Origin of the sequence: Streptosporangium sp. NPDC048047 (genome assembly GCF_040653115.1) — a bacterium.
GTDB lineage: Bacteria > Actinomycetota > Actinomycetes > Streptosporangiales > Streptosporangiaceae > Streptosporangium.
In genome coordinates this window covers 201130-220431 of the sequence record NZ_JBEZNH010000005.1, presented here as the reverse complement: position 1 = coordinate 220431, position 19302 = coordinate 201130, and the positions used below count along the sequence as shown (strand labels likewise).

The window sequence follows — 19302 nt, the reverse complement described above, 5'->3', positions numbered from 1 at the left end:
CCCCGGGTGGCCGCCGGCGTGGATTCGCGCTCACCGGAAATCGAAGCTGTCCTCACTGGCCTCCGCTGCCTCTCCTCGGATCGTCCGTTTGGGGGGGATCGCGTCACCTAAATGATGGAAGTGACGCAGACGCATCCATGGGGTAGGGGTTATTGGAGCACAGGCGGATGAGATCGGCCAACAGCGCAAAATACGCCTTATCGGTTGAATCGACACATAGGGTCGGCAACCGGGCGGTGACTCTGGGTTTCCACGGAAAGCGCCGCCGAGTGGCCGAGGCGGCTTCATCGCGCGCTCACAAGGATGATCACTCGGCAAACCATCGCGACCACGTTTCGTAATCGGAGCGAAAGATGCTGGACTATGTCCACTTCGGAACTTTGAGACGATATTTGTAATTTGGTTGATCTACTCCGCTACTCTGATCGCCGGTCGGCATACCCCCCGCGATCGCACGTCTCCCAGGACCATCTCCATGCCGTCCGACAACTCCCAGCGGGTCCGGCGAGAGCGATCAGTTCCAGCTAAGGAGACCCATGAGGTTCAGCCTCACGAGCCGGGCGGTCATCGCAGGAGTCGTCGCCACGCTGGCGCTCGGCGTCAGTGCCTGCAGCGGCTCGGACACCGCCGCCAAGCCCGCCGGAGCGGCCGGCGGACTGGAGAAGCCCAACCTGGTCGTCGGCGCCCTGCCCATCCCCGACGCGGCCTCGCTGTACATCGCCCAGCAGAAGGGCTTCTTCAAGGAAGAGGGGCTGACGGTCAAGATCGAGACCGTCCAGGGCGGCGCGCAGGCGCAGCAGAGTCTGATGGGAGGGTCGCTGGACTCCACGCAGACCAACTACGTCTCGGCTTTCCTCGCGACGGCGGCCGGCAACAAACTGAAGATCGTCTCTGACATGTACCAGGCCGCCCCGAACGCCTTCAACCTGATGGTCGCCAAGGGCTCCTCGATCAAGACCCCGGCCGGCCTCAAGGGCAAGAAGATCGCGGTCAACAGCCAGAAGAACATCGGCACCCTGGCCGTGACCTCCGTGCTCAAGACCCACGGGCTGACCGCCGACGACGTCACGTTCCTGGAGTTCCCCTTCCCGGAAATGGCCGGGAAGCTGAAGGACGGCGTGGTCGACGCGGCCTGGATGACCGAGCCGCACCTGACCGCGTCGCAGAAGACGATCGGCGCCCAGAAGCTCGCCGACACCATGGTCGACGCGACCGCCGACTTCCCCATCGCCGGCATGGCCGTCACCGAGAAGTTCGCCACCGAGAACCCCAAGACGGTGGCGGCCTTCCAGCGGGCGCTCGACAAGGCCCAGAAACTGGCCGCGGCCGACCGTAAGGCGGTGGAGCAGGTCCTGCCCACCTACACCAAGGGCATCGACGCGGCCACCGCGGCCGTCATCACCCTGGGGTCCTTCCCGACCAGCCTCGACGAGACCCGCCTGCAGCGCGTGGCCGACCTGATGCTGGAGCAGGGCTACCTGACCAGCAAGATCGAAGCCAAGGCTCTCCTCCTGGACAAACTCGGGTGATCGGTCGACGCCTGCTGGACAACAGACCGCTCTGCGGCGCCCTCGGCGCCGCAGGGCTGTTCTGCGTTCTGGAGGCCGCCGGCCGTACCGGTCTGATCAGCCCGATCACCTTCCCGCTCGCCTCGAACGTGCTCCGCCGCGCAGCCGAGCTCGCCACCGAGGGAGAATTCCTGGCCGATGTCCTCTCGACACTGGGGGGGTGGGCCGCCGGCCTGCTTCTCACGATCGTGGTCGCGGTGCCCCTGGGGTTCGTGCTCGGCACCCTGCCCCGGGTGGAACTGGCGCTCCGCCCCATCCTGGAGTTCCTGCGGCCGATCCCCTCGGTCGCGCTGATCCCACTGGCACTGGCACTGTTCTCCGACAAGACCGAGATGAAGATCCTCCTGATCCTCTACGCGGCGAGCTGGCCGGTGCTCATCAACACCATGTACGGCCTCAAAGACGTCGACCCGCTGGCCAAGGAGACCCTGCGCAGCTTCGGGTTCGGCCCGCTGGCCGTGCTGTGGCGGGTCTCGCTGCCCAGCACCGCGCCGTTCATCGCCACCGGGGTACGGCTGGCCGCCTCGGTCGCGCTCATCGTGGCGATCAGCACCGAGCTGCTCGCCGGAGGCGCGAGCGGCATCGGGACGTTCGTCCTCGAGGTCGGCGGCAGCCCTGACGCGCTGGAGTACATCGTCGCCGCCGCCATCTGGGCCGGAGCCCTGGGGGTGCTCCTCAACGGGCTGCTGGTGCTCGCGGAGCGACGGATGTTCCGCTGGCACACGGCCCGGACGGGGGCGGACCGGTGAGGCGGCCGCTGCGCGCCGCCGTCCGCCTGTGGCCGGTCCCTGTCGTCCTGGTCGTCTGGGAGATCGCCACCCGCGCCGCGGACGACCTGTCCTTCCCACCGCCGACCCGCATCGCCGCCGCCATGCAGCGGATGTGGCTGACCGGTCCGGCCGAGTGGCTGTGGCTCAACGAGGCGGCGCTGACGAACATCCCCATCAGCGTCGGCCGGTTGCTGACCGGATGGCTGCTGGCCGGGGTGATGGGGGTGGCCCTGGGAGTGGCGCTCGGCCGCTCCCCGGTGCTCTTCCGGTTCCTCGACCCGCTCATTCAGTTCGTCCGCGCCATCCCCCCTCCCATGCTGCTGCCGTTCTTCATGGCCCTGTTCGCCATCGGCACCCGGATGCAGATCAACGTGATCGTGTTCGGCGTCATCTGGCCGATCCTGATCAACGTCGCGGAAGGGGCCAGGCAGGTCGACCGGCTGCACCTGGACACCGCCACGGTGTTCGGGCTGACGCGCGGTCAGCGCCTGCTCCGGGTCATCCTGCCCTCGGTGCTGCCGAACGTCTTCGCCGGTCTGCGGATCAGCCTCTCCCTGGCGCTGATCCTGATGGTCATCTCCGAACTGGTGGGCAGCGTCGACGGGATCGGATTCCAGCTCCTGGACGCTCAGAGGTCCTACGACCTTCCCGGCGTGTGGGGGATCATCGTCGTTCTCGGTGTCCTGGGATACGCGTTGAACGCGCTGTTCCTGGTAGCCGAGCGGCACATCCTGTCCTGGCACCGAACCGCCAGGCAGACGAGCTGAGGACCTGCTGTGTTAGAGATCTCGAAGCTGACCCACACCTACGGCACGGGCCCGTCCGCCCACCACGCCCTGGGCGGCGTCGACCTGTCGGTCGCGGAGGGCGAACTGGTGTGCATCGTCGGCCCCTCCGGGTGCGGCAAGTCGACGCTGCTGCGCTCCATCGCCGGGCTCCTGCGCCCCACCGGTGGCCGGGTCGCGCTGAACGGCGTCCCCGTCGAGCGGACGCCTGACAACCTGGCCGTGGTCTTCCAGGACTACAGCCGCTCGCTGTTCCCCTGGATGTCGGTGGCCGACAACGTCTCCCTCCCGCTGCGCCGCAGGGGAATGGACAAGAAGGGGCGTGCGGAGGCCACCGCGGAGGCCCTGGCGCAGGTCGGGCTGGAGGCCGCCGCCACCAAGTATCCGTGGCAGCTCTCCGGCGGAATGCAGCAGCGGGTGTCCATCGCCCGCGCGCTCGCCTACCGGCCCGCCCTGCTGCTGATGGACGAGCCCTTCGGCTCGGTGGACGCCCAGACCCGCGAGGATCTGGAGGACCTCACGCTGCGGGTCCGCGGCCACCACAACATGACCATCCTGCTCATCACCCACGACATCGACGAGAGCGTCTACGTCGGCGACCGTGTCGTGGTCCTGTCCAAAGCGCCCGCCGAGGTCGTCGGCGACCTGCGGGTGGATCTGCCCGGCCCACGTGACCAGATCACTACCAGGGAGCACCCCGACTTCGTGCACCTGCGCGCCGAGGTCGGCCGCCTCGTCCGCGGCATGCGGAGCCCGTCGGCCTCCGCCCGGTGAGAACCGGCCGCCCCTCCTCGAGGAGGGGCGGCCATGAGGACCGGACCGCGCAGTCGTCCGAGAACATTCCGTGCGGCGTCACGCCGTGTCTCCCCCGCCCGGAGGCGGGGCCCACGCTGGAGGTATTCGATGAACGACCCGCAGGCGCCGATCTGGGACGTGATCGGCGGGGTTTCCCGCTTCGCCGCCCTGGCCACCATGGCGGAGCTGGGCTGCGCGGACCACCTGCACGAGGGGCCGCTGAGCGTCGACGAGCTCGCGCTACGCTGCCAGGCCGACCCCGCCGCGCTCGGCAGGGTGCTGCGCCAGCTCGCGGCCATGGGCGTGGTGGCGACCACGGCCCCCGGTGTCTACGAGCTGACCGAGGTGGGCGCCACCCTGCGCGAGGACGCGCCCGAGTCGCTGCGCCCCGCCGTACGGATGATCGCCGAGGAGGGTTTCTGGTACGGCATGGGCAACGTCCCCCGGACCACCCGGACCGGCCGGTCGGCGTTCGTCGAGCGCTTCGGCCCGATGTACACCCGATACCGGGACAACCCCGAGGTGGGACGGCTGTTCGACGACTACATGGTGTCCAGGGCCTGGCCGGTCGCCCGGGCGGTGGCCTCCCGCTACGACTTCTCCGGCGTGCGGACCCTGGTGGACGTGGCCGGCGGCAAAGGACACATCCTGGCCGCCGTCCTGAACGCTCATTCAAATACGCGTGGCGTGCTGTTCGACCTGGAGCACGTGGTCCCCGGGGCGCGGCGGCTCATGGCCGAGGCCGGTCTTGAAGACCGATGCGAATTCGCCGGCGGCGACTTCTTCGTCTCCGTGCCCTCCGGGGCGGACGCGTACCTGCTGGGCAGCGTGGTGCACAACTGGTCGGACGAGGACGCGACGCGGATCCTGCGCAACGTCAGGGAGGCCATGGCGGAGGACGGCCGGGTGCTGCTGGTGGAGTTCGTCGTGCCCGACGACGACACCCCTCACATCAGCAAGGACCTGGACATGCGGATGCTCGCCCTCTTCGGTGAGGGCATGGAGCGCGGCCTCTCGCAGTACGGCGAGCTGCTGGCCAAGGCGGGCCTGCGGTTCAGCCGCCAGATCGAGCTGGGCGGCGGAGCCTCCATCGTCGAGGCGCTGCCCGCCTGACCGGTCCGGCGCGGCGGCCGGTGACGTGGAGGCCCACGTCACCGGCCGTCGGCGTTCCAGGAGGGGCGTCCGTTGAGGAAGGCGACGTCCATGTCGGTGGTACGCCGATGCCCCGCGGCCATCTCCGCCAGCTCCGCCGGGGTGAGCACCTCGGAGACGTCACCGAAGCCGAGGGGCGCCCGCTCGGTGACCAGCTGGATCGTCCGCTCCATCGGCATCTCCCGGTTGGCCAGGACCAGCGGCGCGGTGGCCGGCCTGCGTTCCTCCTCGTACGCGGCCGGCCCGTCGACCGGTCCCGCGGCGGCCAGGCAGCGCGCCAGCGCCCGCGCGTCGAGAACGGCCTGCGAGCCGCCGTTGGACCCCACGGGGTACATCGGATGGGCGGCGTCGCCCAGCAGGGTCGTCCTGCCCCGCCCCCACGATGGCAGCGGCTCCCTGTCGACCATGGGGTAGTCCAGGATCCGCCCGGCGTTCGACAGCAGCTCGCGCACGTCGAACCAGGGAAGTTTCCAGTCCGCGAAGTGCGGCAGCACGTCCTCCAGCCGCCCTTGCCGCGACCAGTCGGCGGCCGGGGCCGTCCCGCCCTCGGCCACCTTCACCTCCGCGACCCAGTTGATCCGGGTCCGATCCGGCGAGACGGGGTAGGCGACGAGTTTGCACGAGTGGTTGGAGCCGGCGATCAGCAGAGTGGAACCGCCCAGGAACGGGCGGCTCTCGGTGATGCCCCGCCACATCCGGATTCCGCTCCACAGCGGGGGCCCCTCGTCCGGGTGAAGCCGGGCGCGCACGGTCGAGTGCAGGCCGTCGGCGCCGACCAGGACGTCGGCGGCGATCTCGACGAGCCCGCCGGTGCGCGCGTCCCGCAACGAGGCGACGACGCCGCCGCGCCCCTCGGTGAGGTTCTCGAAGGTCAGGCCGGTCCTGACCGCCGCGTGACCGAGCCGCTCACGCACCGCGCCGAGCAGTGACATCTGCAGCGCGCCCCGGTGCACGGAGTACTGCGGCCACCGGTAGCCGGCGGCCTTGCCCCTGGGCAGCGACAGGATCGTGTTGCCGAAGCGGTCGGTGAAGGTCTGGAAGCTGGTGGGCACGCCGAGGTCCGCGAGCTCGTCGCCCATTCCGAGCTCGGTCAGCTCCCTGACCGCGTGCGGCTGGAGATTGATTCCGACCCCGAGGGGCCGCAATTCCCGCACCGACTCCGCGACCACGCATTCGATCCCCGCGGCGTGCAGGCTGAGAGCCGTGGTGAGACCACCGATTCCTCCGCCGACGACCAGCACCCGCATACGTCCTCCACCCACGCCGGAAATCCATGGCGATTTTCCGTCAAGATCGCGAATTGTGGCTACAGCATACTTCGGTGTCTTATCCGGGTTTCCCCTCCGGGAAAGGACTTCCTGAAAAGGCCGTCGAGAGAGGCGGGGGCGGGACGGATTTCACCGGACGTCAGGAGAGTCGCCCCTCGGAAACCGGCGGGCGCGGTCCGCCGAAACGGCTCCGGCGGGCGGAACGGAAAACCCGAAAGGGGACGCCGAAAGCCGAAGTCGTTTTGAAGGATGATTCAGCATCCGTGACCGGAGCCCTCCCTCCGATGCCCGGGGGCCACGTCGGGGCTCTCTCCGGGCAGAGGGATCCTCCTGATGGAGGATTCAGTCTTGCGGCCGAGCCCTCTCACTGAGGGCCCGGCTCCCTCGTCGAGGGCCCGGCTCCGGCGGAGAAGCCGTTCGAAGAAGCCGGCGCGGACCTCACTCCGCGGGGTCACGACAAGGGCCCCGTCCCCGCCGCGGAGCCGTACGGCCCGGCGGCGGGGACGGGGCCCGTGCCCCGTCGTCAGCCCCTCTGTGTTCAGACCCTCAGCGTGAGGACGTGCTCCACCAGGGTGATCAGGGTCGTCTTCACCGCGTCCCGCGACCGGGCGTCGGTCCGGACGACGGGGATGTGCGGGGAGATCGTCAGAGCCTCCCGCACCTCCTCCTCGGCGTGGATGTGCGAGCCGTTGAAGCCGTTGAGGGCGACGACGAAGGGAAGCCCGGCCTCCTCGAAGTAGTCGATCGCCGGGAAGCTGTCGGCCAGCCTCCGGGTGTCGACCAGCACGATCGCGCCGATGGCGCCCTTGACGAGGTCGTCCCACATGAACCAGAACCGGTGCTGACCCGGCGTACCGAACAGGTACAGGATCAGGTCACGGTCCAGCGAGACCCGGCCGAAGTCCATGGCCACCGTGGTGGTCCGCTTGGTCGGGATGTGCGAGAGGTCGTCGACCTCCGCGCTGGCCTCCGTCATCACCGCTTCCGTGGTCAGCGGCATGATCTCGGAGACCGCGCCGACGAAGGTCGTCTTGCCGACGCCGAATCCTCCGGCCACGACGATCTTCGTTGACGTCATTCCGGCGTCAGAGCCTGCGAAGCCCACTGAGCACCCTTTCAAGCAAGTTGAGATCCGGCTTTCCGGCATCCAGCGACGGCTGGTGGATCTGCACCAGGCCCTCGGCCGCCATGTCCGCGATCAGGACTCGGGTGACGCCCAGCGGCATGCGCAGCAGAGCCGACAGCTCCGCGACCGAGCGCACCTGCTGGGACAACGAGATGATCGCCTGATACTCCGTGGAGAGCGTAGCCGAATCCACGCTCACGAATGTCGCCGAGGAGACCAGTGCCTCGAGCGCGAGCTGCATCCGGGGCGCGGTTCTCCCACCGGTCACAGCGTACGGGCGGATCAGCCGGTTCCGCCCGCTCTTGGCCTGGGGCGGGGCGGGAGAATCGTCTCCCTGGCCGCGCCAACCTGGTGCGTCCATATCACCTCCCTATCGCTGGGCCGACTGGAGCTCGGCCCGCAGCGCGGGCGTGAGCGCCTGTCCGGCACGCTCAGCCAGCAACGTCATCTGGTAGGCCACCAGGCCCATGTCGCAGTCCGGCGAGGCCAGTACGGCCAGCGCGGACCCGTCGCTGATCGACATCGTCAGCAGGAGGCCCCGTTGCATCTCGATCACGGTCTGGACGACCGGGCCGCCCTCGAAGACCCGGGAGGCTCCCTGCGTCAGGCTGATGAGGCCGGCGGTGATCGCGGCGAGCTGGTCGGCGCGGTCCCTGGGGAATCCCTGGGAGTAGGCCAGCGGGAGGCCGTCCGCCGAGACGATCACGGCGTGGGCGACCCCGGGCATCTCCTTGACGAACTCGGTGATCAGCCAATTGAAGCCCCGAGCGGCCTGACTGAGTTGGTGGTTCACTGCTTCTCTCTTTCGGCGGCGTTCAGCCGCTCGTTCATCTCAGCACGGCCCTGGCGGATGCCCTGCTGGAAACTGGAAAGTCGGCTGCGCACCCGCTCCGCGGAGAGCGGAGGGATGGGCGGAGGCGAAGCCTGGGCGGGAGTGGCGGATCCGGGGACGAGGTTGGCCTTCGGCACCCGCTTGGGCAGGCCCGAGCCGGTGACCCCGCCCAGCGACGGCTCCTTCGCCGCCTTGGCCGCGGCCCAGCCCTCGTCCGCGGGGCTGCTCCACGGCGCTCTCTCGACCGGCCTGGGCTGCCGGACGGGCAGCGGCTCCTCCACGGAGGGTTCCGGCCGGCGATCCGCCGCCGGCTCCGGCTCCGGCTCCGGGCGGGCGTCGCCGAGGCCGGGCGGGGACGCCTGCTCGACGGAGGCGCTGCTGCGGAACCAGTCGGACCCCACCGCCGCGAAGATCGGCAGGAACTCCTCCGGCTCCGGCTCCGTGGCCGACACCTGGACCGCGGGCAGAGAAGGGCTGCTCTGCGCGGGCTCCCTGCGCGGCGGGGTCCAGGGGTCGGCGGGCGGCATCTCCGGCCAGGACGGCGAGGGCGCCGAGGGACCCGCGGGCGTTCCGGACGGCTGCCCGGCCCCGGGCCGTCCCGGCCCGCCCCGGCCGGACCCGGAGGACTCCCCAGGCGCCGGGTCGGGCCGCGCCGACGGGAAGGCCGGCGGTACGGACGTCAGCGGCGACGACCACAGGTCCTCCACCGCGGAGGCCGGGACCACGGGCGACGACCACAGGTCGGCCGTCGGGGAGGCCGGGGGCGGCTGCGCGGCGGCCGGCGGCCGCTCCGGGGTGGAGGGCCACTCGGGCGCGGCGGGCCTGCGAGGGGAGTCTCCCCAGCCGGACCCGAAGGGGTCGGGGCCGTCGTCCCCGGGCGAGCCGAAGACCGAGGAGGAACGGTCGAACGAGCCGCCGGCGGACGCGCCGCCGAACGGGTCCGGGGCCGCCGTCGCGCCGCCGAACGGGTCCGCGGCTGCGGGCGCGCCGCCGAACGGACCGGCGTTGGACCTGCCGCCGAACGAGTCCGTGGCTGCGGGCGTGCCGCCGAACGAGGCTCCGCCGAAGGCGTCGGAGAAGGACGAGCCGGCGAACGACGACTGGGAGGCGCCCGGACCGGTCAGGGCCAGCTCCGGCGAGCCCTGGGCCACCACCTGCGGGGGCAGCATGACGACGGCGCTGAGGCCGCCGCTCTCCGGGCTGCGGAGCTGGACGCGGATGCCGTGGCGCATGGCCAGGCGGCCGACCACGAACAGGCCCATCCGGCGGGACACCGACAGGTCCACCGCGGGGGGCTCGGCCAGCCTGCGGTTCGCCTCGCCGAGTTCCTCGTCGCTCATGCCGATGCCGGCGTCGGTGACCGCCAGGATGACGGCGCCCATCTCGTTGACGTTGCCGCTCACCGTGATCTTGGTGTCCTGCGGCGAGAAGAAGATGGCGTTCTCGACCAGCTCGGCGATCAGGTGGACGATGTCGTTGACGGCCGAGCCGATGATCGAGATGCCGCCCTCGACCCGCAGCGCCACACGCTCGTAGTTCTCGACCTCCGAGAGGGAGGCGCGGACCACGTCGCTCAGCGGGACCGGCTCGCTCCACCGGCGGCTCTGCTCCTGACCCGCGAGGACCAGCAGGTTCTCGGAGTTGCGGCGCATGCGGGTGGCCAGGTGGTCGAGCTTGAAGAGGTTGGCGAGCCGGCCCTCGTCCTGCTCGCCCTGCTCCAGGTCGTCGATGAGGTCGATCTGCCGCTCCACGAGCGACTGGGTGCGCCGGGAGAGGTTGACGAACATCGAGTTGACGTTGCTCCGCAGCCGGGCCTCGTCGCCCGCCAGCCGGATCGCCTCGCGGTGGACCTCGTCGAACGCCCGTGCCACTTCCCCGATCTCGTCGCGGGAGACCACCCCGATGGAGGGCACCTCGACGTCCGGGGCGTGGTCGCCGGACTCGCGCAGCGTGCGGACCGTCTCGGGCAGCCGGGTGTCGGCCACCTCCAGCGCCTCGGACCGCAGCCTGCGCAGCGGCCGCACCAGCGTGCCGGCCACCCAGGCGGTGATCAGCAGGATCAGGACCAGCAGGACGGCGATCGCGGCGCCGAAGATGATGGCGCTGCGCCGCTCGGCGGCCTCCAGCTCCTGGCTTCGGGCGACGACGGCCGTGGACATTCCGCGCTCGACCGTGCGCATGCCGTCCACCAGCGCCGAGGAGGTGTCGAACCAGTCGTTGATGCGCAGCGTCCGCGGCAGGCCGCGGTTCTCCCGCATCCGGGACATGACCAGGGCGCGCGAGGCGTCGGCCCGGGCGGCCTTGACGGTGTCGGTGGCGTTGTCGAAGCGCTTGATGTCGGTGGGCGAGGCGGCCGCGCGGAAGGCGGCCACCTGGTTCAGCTGGTCCTGCCAGGCGCCCAGGAACTGCGCCGGGTCGTCGAAGTCGAAGCGTCCCTCGATGCGGCCGACGAGCAGGATGCCGCGCAGCCGGGACGACTGCTCCCTGGCCTGGGTCAGCGCGCCCAGCGCGAGCGCGTCACCGATCAGGCGCTCGTCGCCGCCGCTCCGGCCGAGGTCGTCGTAGAGGGTGGTCAGGTCGTCGATCATGTCCGAGTACATGTCGAGGGCCGCTCGCGGCAGGACGCCGCCCTCGGTGAGCGGCTTGCGCAGGCCGGGGAGGCCGCGCAGCCAGTTGCGCATCAGCGTCGTCTCGGCGCGGACACGGGCCGGCTGGTCGGGGCTGAGGGCGTCGATCGCGGCGAGCACGTCGGCGCGGGTACGGTCGACCTCCTCGCGCTGCTCCCGCACCTTGGCGAGCCTGCGGCTGTTGCGGCGGTCGGCGATGTACCAGGAGGTGAGGTCGCGCTCCTCGGCCAGCTCGTAGGACAGGGTGCCGAGCTTGTCGACGAGCGCGGCGACCTCGGTCATCCTGCGGTACGTGTTCGCGCCGGACAGCGAGCCGGAGAGCTGGAGCCCGCCCAGCAGCACGGCGGCGGCCGTGGGGAGCATGATCAGAGCGACCAGTCGCGGGCGTACTCGCCAGTTCGACGGCAGCAGTCTGCTCCCGGCGTTCGGCGCGCGGCGGCTCCGGCGGTCTTGTGTCTTCACTGGCCTACGTAACCCCTCGCCGGATTCGGATGCGGCGCAGACAATTTGAACACATCCTTTATTTCACTTCGAATGGCGTAAATATCGTTAAACCGCCATAAAAAGGACATAACACCAGGCTGTCATGCGGGCCGGAAAGAGGCCCTGGCCTCGGGGTCCTGATGCTTGATCATAAGGTGGCGGGTGACCGAATACTCCTGAACGGCCTCCTGGCTCATGTCCTTGCCGAAGCCGCTCTGCTTGACCCCGCCGTGCGGCGCCTCCGAGGCGATCGGCAGGTGGTCGTTGACCCAGGTCACGCCCACGTCGAGCCGGTGCGACACGCGCAGCGCCCGGGCCACGTCCCGTGACCAGACCGACGAGGCCAGGCCGTAGGGGGTGTCGTTGGCCAGGCGGACCGCCTCGTCCTCGTCGTCGAAGGGCAGCACCACCAGCACCGGACCGAAAAGCTCGCCCCGCACGATCTCGCTGTCCTGGCGGGCGCCGGCGACGAGCGTCGGCGGGTAGTAGGAGCCGGGACCGTCGAGGGGCGCGCCGCCGCAGAGCACCGAGGCGCCCTCGGCGACCGCCCGCTCGACGAACCCGTGGACCCGGTCCCGGTGCCCCGCGGAGACCAGCGGGCCGATGTCGGTGGCGTCGTCCCAGGGGTCGCCCACCGTGACCCGCGTGAGCGTCGCGCGGAGCGCCTCGACGGCCTCGCCGTACACCTCGCGGGAGACGTAGACGCGGGTCGCGGCCGTGCAGTCCTGCCCGCTGTTGTAGGTGGCGCCCATGGCCACCCCGCGTGCCATCTCGGTCAGGTCGGCGTCGCCGAAGACCAGCGCCGGGGCCTTGCCGCCGAGTTCCAGGTGGACCCGCTTGAGCGAGCCGACCGCCCCGCGCATGACGGCGCGGCCGGTCTCGGTGGAGCCGGTGACGCTCACCATGTCCACGCCCGGGTCGCCGACCAGCGCCCCGCCCACCTCGGCGTCGCCGAGGACGACCTGGAGCAGCCCCTCGGGCGCCCCGGCCCGGGCGAACAGCTCGGCCAGCCGCAGCGTGGTGCCCGGCGTCTGCGGCGCGGGCTTGATGACCACGCCGTTGCCCGCGGCCAGGGCAGGGCCGATCTTCCACACCGCCATCACGAGGGGGAAGTTCCACGGGGAGATCGACGCGACCACGCCGACCGGGCGGCGGACCATCACCGAGGTGTAGCCGGAGCTGAACACCCCCGCCCCGGTGCCGTCCAGGGAGCGGGCCGCGCCGGCGAAGAAACGGAGGTTGTCGGCCGCGAACGGCAGTTCGCCGTCGCGGAACACCGCCGCGGGTTTGCCGGTCTCGGCGACCTCCAGCCGGGTGAGCTCCTCGGCGTCGGCCTCGACGAGGTCGGCCAGGCGCAGCAGCACCTTCGCCCGCTCCGCCGGGGTGGCCTCGCCCCACTCCGCGAACGCGGCCCGCGCCCGCCGTACGGCGGAGGCCACCTCCGCGACGGGGGTGTCGGCGACCTCCCGCAGGAGCCCGCCGGTCGCCGGGTTGATCAACTTGCCCATGGTCGTTCCCTCGTGGTGGTGGGCGGGGTCCCCCGTCCGCCCCGGCCCGGCCTCTCGCGACGGAGGGGCCGGGCCGGGGCGGACGGCGGCGTCCCGCCCGGTGGAGATCCCGCGGGGACCGGGAGGAACCCGCGGGGGCGGACGTCAGGCTCCGGGGGCTCCGGCCCGCTCGATCAGGTCGGCGGCCCTGCGCAGGCCGTCGCGGCGGCGGATCTCCTCGCCGGCCGCGGCCAGCCGCTCGCGCAGCGCGGTGTCGCCGAGCAGCCGCTCCAGCGCGCCGGTCAGCTCGGCGTCGGTGAAGGTGTAGGTGCCGAGCCGCACGCCGTAGCCGAGCTCGTGGACGCGCTGCGCGTTGTCGTACTGGTCCCAGAACAGGGGCAGCAGGATCATCGGCTTGCCGAAGTGCAGCGCCTCGGTGGTGGTGTTGTTGCCGCCGTGGGTGATGACCAGGTCCACCATCGGCAGGATCGTGGTCTGCGGGAGGGTCTCGGCGCCCCACATGTTGTCGGCGAGCTTGATCTCCTCGTGCAGCGGGCCCTTGGAGACGATGAAGCGGTGCGGGGTGGTGGCCAGCACGTCGATGACGCGCTGCATCAGCGCGACGTCTGCCGAGCCGAGCGAGCCCAGCGAGAAGTAGACCAGCGCGCCGTCCCGGGAGGCCAGCGGCTCGGGCAGCTCGAACCCGGCGTCGGTCTCGCGGACCGAGGAGTCCAGGCGGTGCCAGCGCTCGTCCAGCGGCCGGGCGTCGGTGTAGTCGGCGATCTCCGGATAGAGGTAGAGGTTCAGGTCGCCCTCGTGGATGAAGTCCAGGTCGGGCAGCGGCTCGGTGCCCTGCTCGACGCACCACTCGTTGAAGGCGCTCCACAGCTCACGGTGGGTGCGGTCGTACTCGGCACGGAAGGCGTCCCACTCCGAGCGGTCGTCGGCGGGCAGTCCGGAGAAGACCGGCGGGACGTTCTCGCCGCGGACCTCCAGCGGGTTGCACGAGACGATGCGGACGAACGGCTTTCCCGCGGTCAGCAGCGCCGGGAAAGTGATCACATTGTCCTCGACGATCACATCCGGCCTGACCCGCCCGATGATTTCCCTCAGCTGCGGCTCGCAGTACTTCACACCGTCGATCAGCGCTTCCCAGATCGGTTTGGTCACCGTCTCCAGCTGCTCGGCGGTCGTCTTGCGGTATTCCGGCGCGGTGTCGCGGATGAAATCCTTCCAGAACTGCCCGGCGTCCTGCTCCTCTTCGGACGGAGGCGCGAGGTCGACCAGGTCCTCCTCGAATCCGAGCGCTTCCAATTTTCCCTTCCAGGAGGCCTCAGCTGCGAAGACGACCCGGTGACCGCGCTTGCGGAGAATGTCACCGATGCCGATGCAGTTGTTCGTCGGCCCGTAAGCGCTCTCCGGCATGAACAGGATCGTGAGCGACATCACGCCTCCGTATGTTGTGGTGTTCTGGGCTTTGAAGAGTGGTTCAATTCTGTGTCTGGCTAAATCGCCGGAAAGGGGCCACCATGGACCCCGGGGTCACGGCTTTCTTTTCAACGAGCGGGGTATCATGACGCGCAAGAACCGGGCGGACAGGCGGCTCGATCTCATAGCGGCCGCGCACCGGGCGATAATCCGGCACGGCACCGACGGAGTCCACCTCAACCACGTCGCCGAGGAGGCCGGGCTGACCTCCGGGGCGGTGCTCTACCACTACCCCCAGCTCGGGGACCTGCTGGTCGACGCCCACCACGCGGGGATGGAACGCTTCTACGAACAGAGGCTGAAGCGGATCGCGGGCATGCGCGACCCCGTCGAGAAGCTCGTCGTCACCATCCGCTCCGGCCTGCCGCACGGGCCGGACGACCCCGACGTCCGGCTCCTCAACGAGCTGGGCGGGGCGGCGCCGCGCAACCGGATGTACGCCCTGCTGCTCACCACGCTCTACGACCGCCAGGTCTCGCTGTACCAGAGCGTCCTGGAGACCGGGGCCGCCCTGGGGACCTTCACTCTGGCCGACGACTCCCTGATCGTCGCGCGCAACCTCGTCGCGCTCGAGGACGCGTACGGTTACCGCATAACGGCCCGCCACCCGGTGATCGGCCCGGAGGAGGCGGCGGAGCTCATCCTGGCCTACGCCCGGACCGCGACGGACAACCCGCTCAAGACGTCTCACTGAGGCACCAGCACCCCGTCGTCCGCCGTCCAGCGGAGGGCCACCGCCGATCCTGTCCGGACCCTGGTGGCCCCCTGGACGGCCACCAGGACCGGCGCCGGGCGTCCCGGCACGACGACGGAGACGTGCGAGACGCCGCCGTAGAAGCTGACGTCGGCCACCTTCCCCCGTAGCACGCCCCGCTCCCCCACCGGCTCCGCCCCCGCCACCGCCTCCGTCGGAGCCTCCGCCGGATCCGCCGAGGACTCCGGGGACTCCGAGGACTCCTCCGCGAGCTCCGCCGGGGACTCCTCCACGGGTTCCGGGGACGCCTCCCCCGAGCCCGCCGGCTCCTCCGGCACGCCGAAGTCCGCCAGGCGGATCCGCTCCGGCCGTACGGCCAGCAGCGCGGAGGCCCCCTCGGGCAGGTCCCCCGCACCCGGCAGGACGCCCAGCGACCCGCCGTCCAGGCCTCCCGCGCGGACCTCGCCCTCGAAGAGGTTGGCGGCTCCCACGAACCCGGCGACGAACGGCGTGCGGGGCCGCTCGTACAGCGCCACCGGCTCGTCCACCTGCTCGACGCGGCCCGCGCTGAAGACCGCGATCCGGTCGGCCAGCGACATGGCCTCCTCCTGGTCGTGGGTGACCACGACGAAGGTGATGCCGACCTCGTGCTGGAGACGCTTCAGCTCCAGCTGCATCTCCGCGCGGACCTTCTTGTCCAGCGCGGACAGCGGCTCGTCGAGCAGCAGCAGCCGGGGCCGCTTCACGATCGCGCGGGCCAGCGCGACCCGCTGCCGCTGGCCGCCGGACAGCTGCTGCGGCCGGCGTCCGGCCATCTCGGCCAGGCCGACCTTCGCGAGGACCTCCTCGACGCGCTCGCGGACCTCGGCCCGGGGCAGCCGCTCCCGCTCCAGGCCGTAGGCGACGTTCTTCGCCACGGTCATGTGCGGGAACAGCGCGTACGACTGGAACATCAGGTTGACCGGGCGGCGGTGCGCGGGCAGCGCGAGCAGGTCGGAGCCGTCGAGGGTGACGGCTCCGGAGTCGGGGGTCTCGAACCCGGCGAGGATCCGCAGCAGCGTGGTCTTGCCGCAGCCGCTGGGGCCGAGCAGCGCGAAGAACTCTCCCTGCCGGATGTCCAGGGAGACCTCCGACAGCGCCGTGATCTCGCCGAACCGGCGGCTGACACCTGTGATCTGCAGCATTACGACAGGGACTCCGTCAGTCGGGTCATCCGCTGGGCCACGATCACCACGGTGAAGCTCACCGCCAGCAGCAGGGTCGCCAGCGCGTTGATCTCCGGGGTGACCCCGAAGCGGACCATTGAGTAGATGACGATGGGCAGGGTCGGCGCGGTCGGCGCCGCGGTGAAGAACGCGATGACGAACTCGTCGACCGACAGTGTGAACGCCAGCAGCGCGCCCGCGGCCACGCCGGGCGCGAGCTGCGGCAGCGTGACGCGGAAGAACGTGACGAACGGCGTGGCGCCGAGGTCCCGGGAGGCCTCCTCCAGGGAGGTGTCGGCGTGGCTGAGCCGGGTGCGGACCACCGCGGTGACGAACGCCATGCCGAACACGGTGTGGGCCAGCAGCACCGAGTGCAGCCCGAGCGTCATCTTGATCGCGGCGTAGAACACCAGCAGGCCGATGGCCAGCACCAGGTCGGGCAGCACGGCGGGCAGCACGCCCAGCGCGTCCAGCACCCGCGACCTGGTGTGGCGGGCCAGGCCCACCGCGAGCAGGGTGCCGAGGACGGTGGACAGCACCGTGGCCCCCGCGGCCACGATCAGCGTGTTGACCAGGCCGTCGCGGATGGTCGCGTCGCCGGCGAGCTCGCCGTACCACTTCAGGCTGAAACCGGCGAAGACGTAGGGCGACTTCCCGGCGTTGAACGACATGGCGACGAGCACCACGATCGGGGTGTAGAGGAAGACGTAGGTCGCCCAGAAGGGGACGTACAGCAGGCGCGGTCTACGCACGGCGGGAACTCCAGGCCTGCAGCAGCAGCAGGACGATCAGTACGGCGAGCAGCGCCAGCGAGAGCGTGGCGCCGAACGGCCAGTCGCGCGCGTTGAGGAACTGGTCGCGGATCAGGTTGCCGACCATGATCGAGCGTCCGCCGCCGAGCAGCTCGGGGATGACGAAGTTGCCGAAGCTCGGCACGAAGACGAACAGGCAGCCGCTGAGCACGCCCGGCAGGGTCAGCGGCAGCGTCACCGACACGAACGTGCGGGCCGGCCGGGCGCCGAGGTTGGCCGACGCCTCGCGGAGCTGCGGGTCGAGCCGTTCGATCGCGGCGTACAGCGGGAGGACCATCAGCGGCAGGTAGGAGTAGACCAGGCCGGTGACGATGGTGCCCTCGTTGTACAGCAGTTCCAGCGGCTTGTCGACCAGGCCGAGTTTCGTCAGCGCGGAGTTGACCAGGCCGGGGCCGCTCAGCAGGATGATCCAGGCGTAGATGCGGACCAGGAAGTTGGTCCAGAAGGGAAGCACGATCGCCACCAGCGCGATCGTCTTCCATCTCCGCGGCAGCTGCGCGATCAGGTAGGCCGTGGGGTAGCCCACGAGCAGGGCGATCAGCGTGGCGAGCGCGGCCAGCCGCAGCGAGCCGACGACCACGTCGAGGTAGAGCGGGTCGAGGAGCCGGGTGAAGTTCTCCCCCGTCACCTCGTGGACGACTCCGCCGAACCGTCCCCGGCGGAACAGCGTGTAGCTCAGCACCAGCGCCAGCGGCACCAGCAGGAAGACGACCAGGTAGACCAGGCCGGGGCCGAGGAACGTCAGCCGTCCGATCACACGCGACCGGTGCGGCCGCGAACCCGCGGCCGCACCGGAGACGGTGGAAGATGTCACTTCGCTGCCTTGACCTCGGTCTGGAGGCGGCTGAACTTGGTCGAGTCCTCGCCCAGGTCGACGATCGACTCACCCTGCAGGAGCTGGGAGGGGGTCATCTGCAGCGGGGTGTTGTCGGCCTTGAGCTTGGCGTCCACCCGGTCCATGGCGGCCTTGTTCGGGACCTTGTACAGGATGTTCTCCGCGGCCCAGCCGTGGATCTCCGGGTCGAGGATGTAGTTGATCAGCGCGTGGGCGGCCTCCTTGTTCTTGGAGGACTTCAGGATCACCATCGTGTCCACCCACAGGTCGCTGCCCTCCTTGGGCACCACGAACTTGATGTTCTTCTCGGTGGTGGGGCACCAGCCGTCCCACGCCTCGACCATCACGGCCTCGCCCGACTTGAGCTTGTCGCCGAAGGTGACGTCGTCGTAGCCGAGCAGGTGGGGCTTGGCCTCCAGCAGCTTCTCCTTGACCTTGGCCAGCTCCTCGTCGCTGCGGGTGTTGACCGAGTAGCCGAGCGCCTTGATGGCGGGCAGGGCCAGCCAGCGCTCGGTGGTCATCATCGTGACCTTCTTCTCGGCGTCCGGGGCCGGGCTGAGGATGTCGTTCCAGCTCGCCGGCGGGGTCTTCACCAGGTCGGTGCGGTAGCAGATGCCGGTGGTGCCCCAGGTGTAGGGGACGGAGAAGACGTTGCCCTTGTCGTAGGCGAGCTCCTTGGCCTCGGGGTAGAGGTTGGCGAGGTTGGGGATGAGCTCGGGGTGGAGCGGCTCCAGCAGCCCGGCCTCGTTGAGCGCCTGGGCGTACTGGCCGGAGACGAACGCCACGTCGATGCCGCTGTCGGCGCCCGAGGTCAGCTTGGCCATGGCGATCTCGTTGGTGTCGTGCGGCGTCACCTTGAGGTCGAACTTGAGCTTCTCCTTGACCTTCTCGGGAAGCTCCTTGGGCGTGTAGCCCTCCCACACGGTGACGGTGACGCTCTGCTTCGTCAGGTCGGCGTTCGGGTCGAGCTGCGCGGCCGCGGCGGTGGGGCCGCCGGCGTCCGCGGCGGTGGTCTCACCGGAACCTCCGCCGCAGGCGGAGACGGCGAGGGCCAGGCCTGTGACCAGCGCGGCAGCGGAGAGGGAACGGGGGGACCGAGCACGGAACACGGCCGCTACTCCTTCGGAATTCAGGTTAAGGGGGGTAGACCGGCCGTAACGGACACGGCAGACCAAAGCAGGAGTGTTGCAGGCAAGAATATCTTGAGCAAGACTTTGCCCGACAACGTCCCAGGGAAGTTTGATCAGTTTGTTAAATCCACGTTCAATCTGGGAGCGGCTCGGGACCCCGCCGCGCGCCGGGGATGGGCGCAGCGATGAACTCATCAAGGCCCTGACCAGCGAAATTCCTTCGCCGTTCGCCGTGAGACAGTTCC

General features: G+C 70.3%; 17 protein-coding genes. 6 read left to right on the top strand and 11 right to left on the bottom strand.

What is annotated here, in order from left to right; translation table 11 throughout:
• Nucleotides 1-536: 536 nt before the first annotated feature.
• The 5 genes from AB0D67_RS06790 (at nucleotide 537) to AB0D67_RS06770 (ending at nucleotide 5031) form a co-directional block, all read left to right on the top strand.
• Nucleotides 537-1529, top strand: a complete 993-nt coding sequence (locus AB0D67_RS06790; RefSeq protein ID WP_362930710.1) for an ABC transporter substrate-binding protein — start codon at nucleotides 537-539, stop codon at nucleotides 1527-1529.
• Entirely contained in the window at nucleotides 1526-2317 is a 792-nt protein-coding gene (locus AB0D67_RS06785; RefSeq protein ID WP_362930708.1) for an ABC transporter permease subunit, read from the top strand. Before AB0D67_RS06790 ends, AB0D67_RS06785 begins: the two co-directional genes overlap by 4 nt.
• Nucleotides 2314-3105: an ABC transporter permease gene (locus tag AB0D67_RS06780; RefSeq protein WP_362930706.1), complete on the top strand. Its 792-nt coding sequence runs from the start codon at nucleotides 2314-2316 to the stop codon at nucleotides 3103-3105. The genes AB0D67_RS06785 and AB0D67_RS06780 overlap by 4 nt, the downstream gene beginning before the upstream one ends.
• Before the next feature lie 9 nt (nucleotides 3106-3114).
• Complete coding sequence (locus AB0D67_RS06775) at nucleotides 3115-3897, top strand: ABC transporter ATP-binding protein (RefSeq protein WP_362930704.1); 783 nt, start codon at nucleotides 3115-3117, stop codon at nucleotides 3895-3897.
• 129 nt (nucleotides 3898-4026) lie between these two features.
• Nucleotides 4027-5031 carry a methyltransferase gene (locus AB0D67_RS06770; RefSeq protein ID WP_362930702.1) on the top strand — a complete coding sequence of 335 codons (1005 nt, stop codon included), beginning with the start codon at nucleotides 4027-4029 and terminating at the stop codon, nucleotides 5029-5031.
• A 38-nt stretch (nucleotides 5032-5069) separates the two neighbouring features.
• Here the strand turns inward: AB0D67_RS06770 and AB0D67_RS06765 are convergent, their stop codons facing one another.
• From AB0D67_RS06765 to AB0D67_RS06735, 7 genes are all read right to left on the bottom strand, one after another.
• Nucleotides 5070-6332: a flavin-dependent oxidoreductase gene (locus AB0D67_RS06765; protein ID WP_362930700.1), complete on the bottom strand. Its 1263-nt coding sequence runs from the start codon at nucleotides 6330-6332 to the stop codon at nucleotides 5070-5072.
• 544 nt (nucleotides 6333-6876) lie between these two features.
• The gene (locus AB0D67_RS06760) at nucleotides 6877-7416 is read right to left on the bottom strand and encodes an ATP/GTP-binding protein (RefSeq protein WP_362930698.1); all 540 of its coding nucleotides are present in this window, start codon (nucleotides 7414-7416) and stop codon (nucleotides 6877-6879) included.
• A 7-nt stretch (nucleotides 7417-7423) separates the two neighbouring features.
• Nucleotides 7424-7825, bottom strand: a complete 402-nt coding sequence (locus AB0D67_RS06755; protein ID WP_189246057.1) for a DUF742 domain-containing protein — start codon at nucleotides 7823-7825, stop codon at nucleotides 7424-7426.
• Between the two features lie 9 nt (nucleotides 7826-7834).
• Nucleotides 7835-8257 (bottom strand): roadblock/LC7 domain-containing protein, encoded by a 423-nt coding sequence (locus tag AB0D67_RS06750; RefSeq protein ID WP_362930696.1) that lies wholly within the window; start codon nucleotides 8255-8257, stop codon nucleotides 7835-7837.
• Nucleotides 8254-11385: a nitrate- and nitrite sensing domain-containing protein gene (locus AB0D67_RS06745; RefSeq protein WP_362930694.1), complete on the bottom strand. Its 3132-nt coding sequence runs from the start codon at nucleotides 11383-11385 to the stop codon at nucleotides 8254-8256. Before AB0D67_RS06745 ends, AB0D67_RS06750 begins: the two co-directional genes overlap by 4 nt.
• Nucleotides 11386-11507: 122 nt before the next feature.
• The gene (locus AB0D67_RS06740) at nucleotides 11508-12914 is read right to left on the bottom strand and encodes an aminobutyraldehyde dehydrogenase (RefSeq protein WP_362930692.1); all 1407 of its coding nucleotides are present in this window, start codon (nucleotides 12912-12914) and stop codon (nucleotides 11508-11510) included.
• 144 nt (nucleotides 12915-13058) lie between these two features.
• A complete protein-coding gene (locus tag AB0D67_RS06735) occupies nucleotides 13059-14339 on the bottom strand; it encodes a glycosyltransferase (protein WP_362930690.1) in 1281 nt (426 codons plus the stop codon).
• Between the two features lie 127 nt (nucleotides 14340-14466).
• On the opposite strand from AB0D67_RS06735, the gene AB0D67_RS06730 reads away from it, so the two are divergent.
• A complete protein-coding gene (locus AB0D67_RS06730) occupies nucleotides 14467-15075 on the top strand; it encodes a TetR family transcriptional regulator (RefSeq protein WP_362930688.1) in 609 nt (202 codons plus the stop codon).
• Here the strand turns inward: AB0D67_RS06730 and AB0D67_RS06725 are convergent.
• The 4 genes from AB0D67_RS06725 to AB0D67_RS06710 are packed head-to-tail and all read right to left on the bottom strand — an operon-like array spanning nucleotide 15069 to nucleotide 19036.
• Nucleotides 15069-16259 (bottom strand): ABC transporter ATP-binding protein, encoded by a 1191-nt coding sequence (locus AB0D67_RS06725; protein ID WP_362930686.1) that lies wholly within the window; start codon nucleotides 16257-16259, stop codon nucleotides 15069-15071. The genes AB0D67_RS06730 and AB0D67_RS06725 overlap by 7 nt on opposite strands.
• On the bottom strand, nucleotides 16259-17032 hold the full coding sequence (locus tag AB0D67_RS06720) for an ABC transporter permease (RefSeq protein ID WP_362930684.1): 774 nt from the start codon (nucleotides 17030-17032) through the stop codon (nucleotides 16259-16261). The genes AB0D67_RS06725 and AB0D67_RS06720 overlap by 1 nt, the downstream gene beginning before the upstream one ends.
• Nucleotides 17025-17906 (bottom strand): ABC transporter permease, encoded by an 882-nt coding sequence (locus AB0D67_RS06715; protein WP_362930682.1) that lies wholly within the window; start codon nucleotides 17904-17906, stop codon nucleotides 17025-17027. The genes AB0D67_RS06720 and AB0D67_RS06715 overlap by 8 nt, the downstream gene beginning before the upstream one ends.
• Entirely contained in the window at nucleotides 17903-19036 is a 1134-nt protein-coding gene (locus AB0D67_RS06710) for a spermidine/putrescine ABC transporter substrate-binding protein (RefSeq protein WP_362930680.1), read from the bottom strand. The genes AB0D67_RS06715 and AB0D67_RS06710 overlap by 4 nt, the downstream gene beginning before the upstream one ends.
• Nucleotides 19037-19302 lie beyond the last annotated feature (266 nt).

Coding starts and splice junctions, on each gene's coding strand:
- AB0D67_RS06790 (WP_362930710.1), top strand. CDS start 537: ATGAGGTTCAGCCTCACGAGCCGGGCGGTCATCGCAGGAGTCGTCGCC.
- AB0D67_RS06770 (WP_362930702.1), top strand. CDS start 4,027: ATGAACGACCCGCAGGCGCCGATCTGGGACGTGATCGGCGGGGTTTCC.
- AB0D67_RS06760 (WP_362930698.1), bottom strand. CDS start 7,416: ATGACGTCAACGAAGATCGTCGTGGCCGGAGGATTCGGCGTCGGCAAG.
- AB0D67_RS06755 (WP_189246057.1), bottom strand. CDS start 7,825: ATGGACGCACCAGGTTGGCGCGGCCAGGGAGACGATTCTCCCGCCCCG.
- AB0D67_RS06740 (WP_362930692.1), bottom strand. CDS start 12,914: ATGGGCAAGTTGATCAACCCGGCGACCGGCGGGCTCCTGCGGGAGGTC.
- AB0D67_RS06735 (WP_362930690.1), bottom strand. CDS start 14,339: ATGTCGCTCACGATCCTGTTCATGCCGGAGAGCGCTTACGGGCCGACG.
- AB0D67_RS06730 (WP_362930688.1), top strand. CDS start 14,467: ATGACGCGCAAGAACCGGGCGGACAGGCGGCTCGATCTCATAGCGGCC.
- AB0D67_RS06725 (WP_362930686.1), bottom strand. CDS start 16,259: ATGCTGCAGATCACAGGTGTCAGCCGCCGGTTCGGCGAGATCACGGCG.